The organism is Marinospirillum sp., assembly GCF_035271045.1.
In the GTDB taxonomy this organism is placed as follows: domain Bacteria; phylum Pseudomonadota; class Gammaproteobacteria; order Pseudomonadales; family Halomonadaceae; genus Marinospirillum.
Window position 1 is genome coordinate 1 of record NZ_DATESC010000011.1, and the last position, 12,386, is coordinate 12,386.

At 43.6% G+C, this 12,386-nt stretch carries 11 protein-coding genes; 4 read left to right on the forward strand and 7 right to left on the reverse strand.

All coding sequences use genetic code 11. From position 1 onward, the window contains the following. Window positions 1-263: 263 nt before the first annotated feature. From pssA to rluD, 7 genes are all read right to left on the reverse strand, one after another. Window positions 264-1,106, reverse strand: a complete 843-nt coding sequence (pssA, locus tag VJY63_RS04890) for a CDP-diacylglycerol--serine O-phosphatidyltransferase (protein ID WP_324048630.1) — start codon at window positions 1,104-1,106, stop codon at window positions 264-266. 149 nt (window positions 1,107-1,255) lie between these two features. Then, window positions 1,256-2,272 carry a ketol-acid reductoisomerase gene (gene ilvC / locus VJY63_RS04895; protein WP_324048638.1) on the reverse strand — a complete coding sequence of 339 codons (1,017 nt, stop codon included), beginning with the start codon at window positions 2,270-2,272 and terminating at the stop codon, window positions 1,256-1,258. A 90-nt stretch (window positions 2,273-2,362) separates the two neighbouring features. Beyond that, window positions 2,363-2,854, reverse strand: coding sequence for an acetolactate synthase small subunit (ilvN, locus tag VJY63_RS04900; protein WP_324048631.1), 492 nt, complete (start codon window positions 2,852-2,854; stop codon window positions 2,363-2,365). A 2-nt stretch (window positions 2,855-2,856) separates the two neighbouring features. Further along, on the reverse strand, window positions 2,857-4,584 hold the full coding sequence (locus VJY63_RS04905; RefSeq protein ID WP_324048632.1) for an acetolactate synthase 3 large subunit: 1,728 nt from the start codon (window positions 4,582-4,584) through the stop codon (window positions 2,857-2,859). A gap of 328 nt (window positions 4,585-4,912) precedes the next feature. Continuing rightward, window positions 4,913-7,522, reverse strand: a complete 2,610-nt coding sequence (clpB, locus tag VJY63_RS04910; RefSeq protein ID WP_324048633.1) for an ATP-dependent chaperone ClpB — start codon at window positions 7,520-7,522, stop codon at window positions 4,913-4,915. A gap of 114 nt (window positions 7,523-7,636) precedes the next feature. Further along, window positions 7,637-8,377 (reverse strand): peptidoglycan editing factor PgeF, encoded by a 741-nt coding sequence (gene pgeF / locus VJY63_RS04915; RefSeq protein ID WP_324048639.1) that lies wholly within the window; start codon window positions 8,375-8,377, stop codon window positions 7,637-7,639. An 8-nt stretch (window positions 8,378-8,385) separates the two neighbouring features. Then, entirely contained in the window at window positions 8,386-9,348 is a 963-nt protein-coding gene (gene rluD, locus VJY63_RS04920) for a 23S rRNA pseudouridine(1911/1915/1917) synthase RluD (RefSeq protein ID WP_324048634.1), read from the reverse strand. 134 nt (window positions 9,349-9,482) lie between these two features. Here rluD and VJY63_RS04925 point away from each other — a divergent pair, with 134 nt between their 5' ends. The 4 genes from VJY63_RS04925 to VJY63_RS04940 form a co-directional block, all read left to right on the forward strand. After that, window positions 9,483-10,304, forward strand: a complete 822-nt coding sequence (locus VJY63_RS04925; RefSeq protein WP_324048635.1) for an outer membrane protein assembly factor BamD — start codon at window positions 9,483-9,485, stop codon at window positions 10,302-10,304. A gap of 58 nt (window positions 10,305-10,362) precedes the next feature. Next, window positions 10,363-10,803, forward strand: coding sequence for a YtoQ family protein (locus tag VJY63_RS04930; RefSeq protein WP_324048636.1), 441 nt, complete (start codon window positions 10,363-10,365; stop codon window positions 10,801-10,803). A 146-nt stretch (window positions 10,804-10,949) separates the two neighbouring features. Next, window positions 10,950-11,828 (forward strand): hypothetical protein, encoded by an 879-nt coding sequence (locus VJY63_RS04935; RefSeq protein ID WP_324048637.1) that lies wholly within the window; start codon window positions 10,950-10,952, stop codon window positions 11,826-11,828. 460 nt (window positions 11,829-12,288) lie between these two features. Beyond that, a partial coding sequence (locus VJY63_RS04940; RefSeq protein ID WP_324048640.1) for a recombinase family protein occupies window positions 12,289-12,386 on the forward strand: 98 nt, incomplete at its 3' end.

Here is a 12,386-nt window from a genome sequence, read left to right on the forward strand (position 1 = left end):
GCAAGTGGCTTAACTGAACAACTTGCCGAATCAGGAAGCGAATTCTACAGCGTTTCGCTTCAGTGTCAAGGGTTATTTTTAAATTCTTTTTAAACCGCTTAGACAAAAAGAAAGTATATTAAAAACAACCAGTTACACCCCCTTGCCAGTGATTGCTACAGCGCTTATTGCTAAGTGCTCCCTGACAAGAGAGGCGCATTATAGGCACAATTTTAAAAGATACAAGTGCTTTTTGTAAATAATCTAAAAATAATGGTTTAAGCTTATTTATTAGGCTTAGCAAAGACAGCGTAAAGCGGGCCTGAAGCGCCATAAGCTATAAATAGCAATAACAGCATAGTCGCTGGATCAATAGCAATAATAGCCAATATGAGCACTACAGCGATAAGCACCACAAAAGGCACACGGTTTTTTAGGTCGATATCCTTAAAGCTGTAATAGCGCACATTGCTAACCATTAACAAACCAACCGCTGCGATAACAAATGCTACCAATACTTGCAGCCAAAAAGCATCGAAACTTATATCATGCAGCACCCAAACCAATGCAGCCACAACCGCAGCGGCAGCCGGACTGGGTAAGCCAGTAAACCATTTTTTATCCGCTGTACCCACATGCACATTAAACCTTGCCAAACGTAACGCAGCACCGGCCACAAATACGAAAGCCACTATCCATCCAGCTTGCCCTAAGTCTTTTAACATCCAACTAAAAGCAACCAAAGCTGGAGCCACACCAAAAGAAACCATATCAGCTAAGCTATCATATTCCGCACCAAAAGCACTTTCAGTGCCGGTCATTCGTGCAACACGTCCGTCCAGACCATCTAAAATCATCGCAACAAAAATGGCAATCGCAGCAGCACTAAAGTCGTTATTCATGCCAGCGACTATGGCGTAAAAACCTGAAAATAAAGCGCCTGTAGTGAATAAGTTAGGTAAAAGGTAAATACCTCGATGCCTTTCTTTTTTACCATCCACTTCTTCTTCTTCAACAACCTCTTCAATTACTTCGTCAACCATCCGATGTGCACGACGAGCAAACTCTTCTTCGCCTTTATCGTTTTTATCCTGCACATTATCTGTATCTGGTTTTTCTAAAGACATGGTTTATACCTTGTTTATACGCTAAGTATTCTTAAATTATCTACTGCAATTTTTCTATTCTACCCTTTAGCACTAAACAACTAAAAGCTTAGCCAAGCTTAAAAAAAAACGCAGCCCTAAGGCTGCGTCTAAAAACAAACTAATATGACTTAGTTCTTGTCTTTATCAACTAATTGATTCGCTGCAATCCAAGGCATCATACCACGCAATTGAGCACCTACTTTTTCAATGGGGTGTTCTGCGTTATTACGACGGTTAGCAGTCATTGAAGGGTAGTTAAATGCACCTTCAGCAATAAACATCTTCGCATATTCACCATTTTGAATACGTTTCAATGCATTACGCATGGCTTGACGTGATTCTTCGTTGATGACTTCAGGGCCAGTTACGTACTCGCCATACTCAGCATTATTAGAGATGGAGTAGTTCATGTTAGCAATGCCGCCTTCATACATCAGGTCAACAATTAGCTTTAGCTCATGCAAACATTCAAAGTAAGCCATTTCAGGTGCATAACCGGCTTCAGTTAATGTTTCAAAACCGGCTTTAACTAGCTCAACTGCACCACCACAAAGCACTGCTTGCTCACCAAATAGATCCGTTTCAGTTTCGTCTTTAAACGTAGTTTCGATAATACCTGAACGACCACCACCCACGCCCATCGCGTAAGAAAGCGCTAATTCTTTCGCTTTACCAGAAGCATCTTGGTAGATAGCGATTAAATCAGGAATACCACCACCTTTTACAAACTCAGAACGTACTGTGTGACCCGGTGCTTTAGGTGCAATCATGATTACATCTAAATCGGCGCGTGGCACAACTTGGTTGTAATGAATAGAGAAACCGTGAGCAAAAGCCAAGGTAGCGCCCTGCTTGATGTTTGGTTCGATTTCTTCTTTATACAACTGACCTTGAAATTCATCAGGCGTTAGAATCATTACAACATCAGCGCTAGCAACAGCAGCAGCAACATCAGCGACTTTAAGGCCAGAAGCTTGTGCTTTAGCGCGTGAAGAAGAATCAGCACGCAAAGCAACAGTTACATCAACGCCTGAATCTTTAAGGTTGTTAGCATGGGCGTGGCCCTGTGAACCGTAACCAACGATTGTTACTTTTTTGCCTTTAATTAAAGACAAGTCACAATCCTTGTCATAATAAACGGTCATTGCCATGTTGCTTCTCCTAATAAATAAATGAAGTATTTTTTTAATCGGCATAGATTAAGGTATTTCTTACGCCGCGTAAAATGCAAAAAATTAAACGCTCAACACCTTTTCGCCACGCGCAATACCTGAAACACCCGTACGTACAACTTCTAGCAAAGTATTGCCGCCCAACGCTTGAATAAAGGCATCAAGCTTACTGGCATGACCTGCCAACTGAACCGTATAAATGCTGGGTGTTACATCAATGATTTGACCACGAAAAATTTCTGTCGTCCGCTTCACTTCTGCACGCTGAGCACCCACAGCCTTAACCTTAACCAGCATAAGTTCACGCTCAATGTGCTGACCTTCGGTTAAATCAACCAGCTTAACCACATCAATCAATTTATTAAGCTGCTTAGTAATTTGTTCAATAACGCGCTCGTCACCGATAGTCGTAACCGTTAGGCGCGATAAAGTTGGATCATCCGTTGGTGCCACGTTCAAGGTTTCAATATTAAAGTTACGCTGCGAAAATAGGCCAACGACCCGCGACAAAGCACCCGCTTCGTTTTCCATCAAAATAGAGATGATATGGCGCATAATCAAGTTCTCTCCGTTTTGGATAACAGCATATCTTTCATTGAACCTTGCGGAACTTGCATAGGATAAACGTGCTCATGTGGGTCAACATACACATCTAAAAACACCAGTTTATCTTTCATTGCAAAAGCTTTTTCTATCGCAGCATCCAAGTCTTCAGCTTTCTCAACTTTCATTGCAACGTGGCCGTAAGATTCAACCAACATTTTAAAATCAGGCAAGGACTGCATATAAGACTGTGCATGACGTGCTTGATAGTTCAAATCTTGCCACTGACGAACCATACCTAACGACTGGTTATTCAGATTAACAATCTTGACTGGAATGCCAAACTGACTACAGGTAGAAAGCTCCTGCATCATCATTTGGAAGCTGCCTTCGCCGGTAATCAAAACCACTTCTTCATCTGGCTTATTAAGTTTTACACCCATGGCAGCAGGAAAACCAAAACCCATCGTTCCTAAACCGCCAGAAGTAATCCAATGGTTGGGTTTGTCAAACTTATAATATTGCGCAGCAAACATCTGGTGCTGCCCCACGTCAGTAACAACGTAAGCCTTACCTTTAGTTGCTTTCCAAACGGCTTCAACTACCTGTTGTGGCTTCATGGTTTGGCCGGGTTCAGCAGGCTCATAAATACGACCTACACGGCTGGCAGCCCAAGCATCAATTTGCCTCCACCAATCCGTTAACGCATCCGCGTCTGGCTTAACTTTGCTTTCACCTAATAGCGCCAGCATATCTTCTAAAACACTAATTGCTGTACCAACAATCGGTACATCAACGCGAATGGTTTTACCAATAGAAGAAGGATCAATATCAACATGAACAATGCGTGCTGTTGGGCAAAACTTAGCGACGTTATTGGTTGCACGGTCATCAAACCGCGCACCAATACAAACCACTAAATCGCTGTGGTGCATGGCTTGGTTAGCTTCAAAACTACCATGCATACCCAACCAGCCCACCGATTGACGGTCTGTTTGTGGATAAGCACCAATGCCCATTAACGACGTTGTTACGGGGAAATTTAGTGCTTTGGCTAGCTCAGTAAATAACTCACAAGCACCACCTAAAACCAAGCCACCGCCACCATAAAGAATGGGTCGCTTAGCTTTAAGGATTAAATCAACGGCTTTTTTAATTTGCCCAGTATGGCCACGATTTACTGGCGTATAAGAGCGCATTTTTACTTTTTTAGGAAAAACATACTCATACTTCTCGGTTGGTGCTGTCATGTCTTTTGGAATATCAACAACAACCGGGCCGGGGCGACCCGTAGTAGCAATGTAAAAAGCTTTTCTTAAAATCATTGGGATTTCAGAAGGGTGCTCAACAGAAAAGCTGTGTTTAACAATAGGACGTGTCACACCAATAATGTCGGTTTCTTGGAAAGCATCTTCGCCAATTAAATGGCTGGCTACTTGACCGCATAAAACAACCATCGGAATGGAGTCCATAAAAGCAGTAGCAATACCCGTAACAGCATTGGTTGCACCGGGCCCTGAAGTAACCAGTACAACACCCGGTTTACCCGTGGCACGTGCATAACCATCGGCCATATGAGTGGCTGCTTGTTCATGGCGTACGAGAATGTGATTCACTTTGTTTTGACGGTGAATCGCATCATAAATGTGTAAAGCGGCCCCGCCTGGGTAACCATAAATATACTCAACCCCTTCATCCGCTAGGAATCGGGTGATCATATCTGCGCCTGAGAGTAGTTCCACTTTCGTGAATCCTCTGAAAATAAAGTTCGAGTGCATAGAGTCAGCATCATTGCCAACTCCGGTTCAATAATTTAGATGCTACCGTTAACACTCATCTAAATTGGCTGATGCAATGCCGTGTCTTGGCAAACGAGATCCGTGTTCGGATCTGCACTCTTGTCGCACTGCTTGAATGCGAAGTGAGGGCTAACCTGACCAGAGGATAAAGCAGGTCAGGAAGTCCTTGAAGGTGAACTAGCGATTAAACTAATTCATGTGCGCTGATCGAAGGGTCACTTCAAATTTTGCTGCACCTGCTACAAGATGATGAAAGGCTCTAACAAAATGCTTATTTTGTCAAGCTGCCTTTATCAAGCGGCGCGACAGCACTTACTTTAAAAACAGTCTTATCGCCATCTAAATCCGCCACTAAAACTTGACCGGGTTCAAAACGACCCGCCAAAATTTCCTGCGCCAAAGGGTTTTCTAACATACGTTGAATGGCACGTTTTAATGGACGCGCACCATAAATAGGGTCATAGCCTTGTTCAACTAAAGCATCAACAAAATTAGGTGCAAGATTAAGCGATAATTCACGTTCCGCTAAGCGTTCACGCACTCTTGCTAATTGAATATCAGCAATCGAACGTATTTGTTCTTTTTGTAGTGGGTGAAAAACTACCACTTCATCAATACGGTTAATCACTTCTGGTCGGAAATGAGTGCCTACGACTTCCATCACAGCTGACTTCATCGTTTCATAACTGGCTTCAGCCATTTGCTGAATTAAATCTGAACCTAGGTTAGAAGTCATCACAATAACAGTATTTCTAAAGTTAACCGTACGTCCTTGACCATCGGTTAAACGACCATCTTCTAATACTTGCAGCAGAATATTAAACACATCAGGGTGCGCTTTTTCTACTTCATCTAACAACAAAACAGAGTAAGGACGACGGCGCACGGCTTCGGTTAAATAACCACCCTGTTCATAACCTACATAACCTGGGGGCGCACCAATTAAACGCGCGACCGAGTGTTTTTCCATAAACTCACTCATATCAATACGCACCATCGCCTCGGTAGTATCGAACAGATAATGGGCTAACGATTTACACAGCTCCGTTTTACCCACACCCGTTGGGCCTAAAAACAAGAAAGAACCACTAGGGCGATTAGGGTCAGACAAACCAGCACGAGAACGGCGTACCGCATTAGCTACAGCGACCACGGCTTCATCTTGTCCAATTACACTTTCATGCAATGCATCTTCCATTTTAAGCAGCTTTTCACGGTCAGATTCCAACATTTTACTAACCGGAATACCTGTCCAACGTGCGACCACTTCAGCAATTTCTTCATCAGTAACACGGTTACGCAACAAGGTATGTTCAACACCTTCTAACTGATCGGCCATTTGCATACTGCGTTCTAAATCAGGAATAACACCATACTGAATTTCTGACATACGCCCTAAATCACCTTTACGGCGGGCTGCTTCTAAATCTATACGGGCTTGTTCTAACTGCTGCTTAATTTGCTGTGCGCCCTGCAAACTGGCTTTTTCTGATTTCCAAATTTCTTCTAAATCAGCAAACTCAAGGCTGAGTTCTTTAATTTGCTCTTCTAGGTTTTCTAAATGCTTTCTGGAACCCACATCGGTTTCTTTCTTTAAGGCTTCACGTTCAATTTTCAATTGAATTAAACGCCGCTCCAGCCTGTCCATTACTTCAGGCTTAGAATCAATCTCCATACGAATACGACTAGCCGCTTCGTCCATTAAATCAATGGCTTTATCGGGTAATTGACGGTCAGAAATGTAACGACTGGACAATTTAGCCGCAGCAATCACTGCGCTATCGGTAATTTCAACGCCGTGGTGAACTTCATAGCGTTCTTTTAAACCACGTAAAATCGCAATGGCATCTTCTTCCGTTGGCTCACTGACCAATACTTTTTGGAAACGACGCTCTAAGGCTGCATCTTTTTCAATGTACTGGCGGTATTCATCCAGTGTTGTAGCGCCAACACAGTGCAGCTCACCACGGGCTAGAGCAGGCTTGAGCATATTACCAGCATCCATCGAGCCTTCGCCCTTGCCAGCACCCACCATAGTATGTAGCTCATCAATAAACAGAATCACTTGACCCTGTTCTTTATCTAATTCGCTTAGCACACCTTTTAAACGCTCTTCAAATTCACCACGAAACTTAGCGCCAGCAATTAAAGAACCCATATCTAAGGATAAAACACGCTTGCCTTTTAAGCCTTCGGGCACTTCACCGTTAACAATACGCTGCGCTAAACCTTCCACTATGGCGGTTTTACCTACACCCGGTTCGCCAATCAGCACGGGGTTGTTTTTAGTACGGCGCTGCAATACTTGAATGGTGCGACGAATTTCATCATCACGGCCAATCACAGGGTCTAGCTTACCTTCTAGTGCACGGGCCGTTAAATCAACGGTATATTTTTCTAATGCTTGGCGCTTTTCTTCAGCATTGGTGTCATTCACCTTCTCACCGCCACGTAAATTCTCTACGGCTACTTCTAGGCGCTTTTTATCTAAACCAGCCGCTTCTAACGCTTTACTGGTGTCATCTTTTAACTCTAAAGCAGCCAGCAACACTAATTCGCTAGAAATGTATTGATCGCCCCGTTGCTGCGAGTCACGGTCAGCCAAATTCAATAAGCGGCCTAAAGCTTGTGAAACCTGAACATTACCGTCGTGCTGCCCCATAGTGGCTAGCTGCTCAAGTAATTTTTTAAGCGCGTTTCTAACACGGGTAGCATCTGAGCCAGCTTGCTTAATCAGCGGTGTTAAAGGGCTGCCTTGCTGATCCAATAAAGCCAATAATAAATGAACTGGCGCAATTTCATTATGGCTTTGACCCACAGCCATAGATTGAGCATCAGCAAACGCATTTTGCATTTTGCTGGTTAAACGATCGATACGCATGGAATAAACCTCTTAAAGGTAAAAGCATTTAAATATAATAAATATGAAAGGCGTTTATTAAGTATAGATCATGTAATGGGGGTCAATTGCCTAGATTCAAGCGGTCACAGCAAGCTAATCCAACCAGATAACACTCGCCATACGGCCTGTATGCTGACCATCACGGCGAAAAGAATAAAAACGTTCTTCATCGGTAAGTGTACAGAAGTTACCACCAAACACCTGCTCTACACCGGCTTGTTGTAAGCGTTGAGTTGCCAAACGATACAAGTCAGCCATGTAATGCTTTAAGCGATAAGGACTAGGAATAAATGCAGCCGATGCATCAGGATGACCTTCCATAAATGCTTGGCGAACTTCAGGTCCCACTTCAAAAACCCGCGTACCAATAGCCGGCCCTAGCCAAGCTAGAATTTGGCTAGGATCAACGTCTAAAGTTTTGATGGTGTTTTCTAATACGCCTGCTGCCAACCCACGCCAACCCGCGTGAGCAACAGCAACTTTACTGCCTTCAGCATCACAAAAAAATACTGGCAAACAATCCGCAGTTAACACCACGCAAGCATAATCACGACTACTGGCAACTGCAGCATCCGCTTTTGCATTGGGTGAATAACAGCTAAGCACTTGGTTAGTATGTACTTGATTTAACCAATTTAAGGGTCTGTCATCAGCTTCTTGCTGTAAGCGTTTACGGCAAGCGGCCACGGTTAAAGGATCATCCCCCACATGGTCAGCCGGATTAAAATGTGCATAAGTACCTTGGCTCGATCCAGCCTCACGCGTCGTTACGAAAGCCCGTACATTATTGGGTGCTGGCCAATGGGGGTAAAGTAAACCTAACGCTGGCTGCATCTTTTTAATCACCTAGCACTCCGCACATCTTCTTCTAATAGTGTGAGCAATAATTCAAAATCATCAGGTAAAGGCACTGCCCAAGACATTTCTTTACCTGTTTCAGGATGAACCAAAGTAAGGCTACGCGCGTGTAAAGCTTGACGTGAAAAACTTCTCAGCATCAATTTTAATTCTTCATTCGCACCTGCCGGTAATTTCAAACGTCCACCATAAACAGGATCGCCAACTAGCGGGTGACGAACGTGCGCCATGTGGACACGGATTTGGTGAGTACGGCCGGTTTCTAAATTGCAACGCACGTGTGTATGTGCCCGATAGCGCTTAACCACGCGATAATGCGTAACAGAATCTTTACCGCCAGTCACCACCACCGCTTGGCGTTTGCGGTCTTTAGGGTGACGACCAATTTGCGTATCGACAGTACCGCCCGAAGTCATAACACCTAACGCGATGGCATCGTATTCACGTCCCATGCTGTGGCTTTGTAGCTGTTCAACTAACCCGTTCTGCGCCTTTAAAGTTTTAGCCACCACCAACAAGCCTGAGGTATCTTTATCAATACGGTGAACAATACCGGCACGAGGTAGTTCTTTTAAAGAAGGGCAGTGAAACAATAAAGCGTTTAACAAGGTGCCATCCGCATGACCCGCTGCAGGATGAACCACTAAACCAGCAGGCTTATTGACTAAAAGGATATGCTCATCTTCATAAACAACATCTAACTCAAGGTCTTGTGGTATATCGGTTAACTGCTCTTGCTGCTGTGCTTCAATGGTTAACACATCGCCAACGCGCACTTTATTTTTTGGCTTACCTTGATTGCCATTACACAACAGGCTGCCTTCTTTCATCCATTCTTGTAATTTGGCACGCGAAAAATCAGGAAAAAGTTCAGCCGCCACTTGGTCAAGTCGCTTGCCTGAAGACTCTACGGGTACTGCTGCTTGCTGCTTAATAACTTGTGTCATGGAATTCTTTCGTTGATTTAAAGTCTCAACCTCTCGAACCCAAGAGGCGTTTCCGTTATTCTAGCACTCGAACAGGGTTTATCGCCCAAGATTCCTAATCTAGTCAAAACAATTTAGCAAAAGAAAAACGACTCATGCCATTTAAAGCACTTGTTATTAGCCTAGCCCTTATTATTTTATCAGGCTGTGCAGGTCGTCTAGCCGACGATCAAAAAAGCGAACAGCAACTTTACCAAGAAGCGCAAACAGCACTAGACAAAAAGCGTTTTATTACTGCGATTGAGCGCCTACAATTTTTAGAATCACGTTTTCCGTTTGGTGAATACGGTGAACAAGCCCAACTAGAATTAATTTATGCCTATTACAGTAACAATCAACACGAACAAGCGCGCGCTGCTGCCAGTCGCTTTATTCGTTTGAACTCAGACCACCCACAAATTGATTACGTACTTTATTTAAGCGGTTTATCGGCTTGGGTTGCTGGTCGCCATTCCTTAGAAGGTTTGAAGTTAACGGATATTTCACAAAGAGACCCGGGCGCAACACGTGAAGCTTACGCCGATTTTAATCGTTTAATTAGTACTTTCCCCGACAGCGACTACGCACCCGATGCCCAGCAGCGCTTACGCTATTTGAAAAACCTGTTAGCAGCGCAAGAAGTTTATATAGGCCAATTCTATTTACGCCGTAGCGCACCCATAGCTGCCATTAACCGTGGACGTGGCGTTGTAGAAGGTTACCGAGACACCCCAGCAGTGGCAGATGCATTAGCGGTAATGATAGAAGGTTATTTACACCTGGAAGACACTGAGCAAGCCAACGAACTACGCCAACTTTTAGTCGAACTTCAGCCTGACCACCCGCAGTTAAAAGGCAAAAAAGGTTTTGCTCAGCTTCACCCTGCGGATAAGCCAGACAAAAACTTATTACAAATACTTTCGTTTGATCTGTTCTAAATAAATTAAGGCTTAACTTGCTATCCTAGGGATTAAATTTCTAACAAGGAGATTAATAATGGCATTTAAAGTCTACTTATCGGGTGAGATTCATACCAATTGGCGCGATCAAATTATTAATGGTTGTAAAGAGCTAGGATTAGCTATTGAGTTTTCTTCCGCAGTCACTAACCACGAGGCTAGTGATGCAGCAGGTGATCTGTTAGGTGCTGAAGAAAATGACTTTTGGCGCGACCATAAATCAGCCAAGGTAAATTCTATTCGTACTAAGAATTTAATTGAAAATTGCGACCTAGCCATAGTGCGCTTTGGTGATCAATACAAGCAGTGGAATGCAGCTTTTGATGCTGGCTACTGTGCTGCTTTAGGCAAACCCTACATTACGCTGCATGGCGAAGACATCATTCATCCACTCAAAGAAGTGGATGCCGCAGCTATGGCTTGGGCAACCACTACCGAGCAAATAGTTGAAATCATCAAGTACACTCTAACTGCTTAATTAAAAGCCTTGGGTACTGCTGCTCCCCAAGGCTTTATTATCTAGACTGTTTTCAAAATAAACTTTAGCCTTTGCTGCTTGTAGTGGTCAAGTAAAACTAGCCGCAAATGCGGGCGTTATGTGTACAAGGAAATTGAAAGCTCCCAATGATTCTAAATCCTAAATCGCTTGAAAAATTGCGCCTATTGATCAACGAAGAGACTGAGTATCGATCAGGTCTTCAGCTAATTCGTTTCTTCAATAGCCTGGGATTTAATGATTCATACGGGCAAGGGTTTCCCTCGCGATGGATGTACACTGACGAAAAACTGGAACGAATCAACGGAACCCCGGAGCTAGATCAATGCATCAGAATGGTGCTCAATCCTGCAAATTTTATCGATAGGTTCACAGAACTCGATAATTGTATTTCCGAGTTTAATAAATTCCTTGCCTTCGACAAGTGGAAGATCGTACGCGAGGGAGCTGATATTAAGTTTAAGAAACTAGAAAAAGTTGAGATCGAGGAGCCCCCCCCGCCTGTTCAAACTGATACAGAAGATGAGTTCTTGAGGAGGGAATTCTCCAACGTATCAGTTCTTAAAATCGGATTGGACGGAATGGTTTCTGAGCTCCTCGAGCAGAGAATCAAAGAGATTGAGAAATGCTATTCTTCTGGCGCATATCTATCTGTAATTCTTATTGCGGGTAGCTCTTTAGAGGGGATCTTGCTGGGCTTAGCGATTAGGTATCCCAGGCACTTCAATACCGCAGCCTCATCGCCAAAGGATAGTTCGGGAAAAGTTCGCCAATTTCACGAATGGTCACTTAGTGCGCTCATTGATGTTGCGTACGAACTTGGGCTTGTGCAGCACGATATTCAAAAGTTTAGTCACACTCTGAGAGACTTTCGAAACTATATTCATCCGTTCCAGCAGATGAGCTCTGGGTTCAGCCCGAGACAATACACTGCAAAAATATGCTTGCAGGTGCTGAAAGCTGCAATTCACGAAATTGGCGACAATGTTGAAAAAATCAACACATAAATCGGGTAGCCGAGGGGTTCCAGCCTTCTGCTCCCACAACACCCTGCATGCTGCTCCGCACAAGGCGTTTCATTGAGAGTGATGAATCTTAATCCAACCATCGCGTAATTCGTACAGACCCTGAGATTTTAAATAAGCATTTGATAGTGCCTTATTAATTCCTGGAGTTTTAGAGCTAAGTCGCCAGGCTCAAGGTGGGCTTACCACCGGACGCTTACGAAGATTCGTAGGCAGGGCATTCTAAAGTCAAAATCGGCTAAATCGAGCGCATCACTCAAAATCGTGTGACCAGAATAATTTCTCCTTCGATCGGTCTACTTATTATTATAAATGAACAGGCTGTAAAGATAACGACCGTTTTATGTACGAATTTATTCAGTGCTAAAATCCGTCTCAATTAGCTAGTTTTGTGTAAAGAAGTTATGTAAAGTTATCAACGTATAGTAAAGGTGCGTTTGTTGTGCATATAGGCTACGCAAGAGTTTCAACACAAGACCAAAATACAGATCTCCAGCTTGATGCGTTAAAGCAAGCAGGCTGTGAGCAGGTGTTTCATGA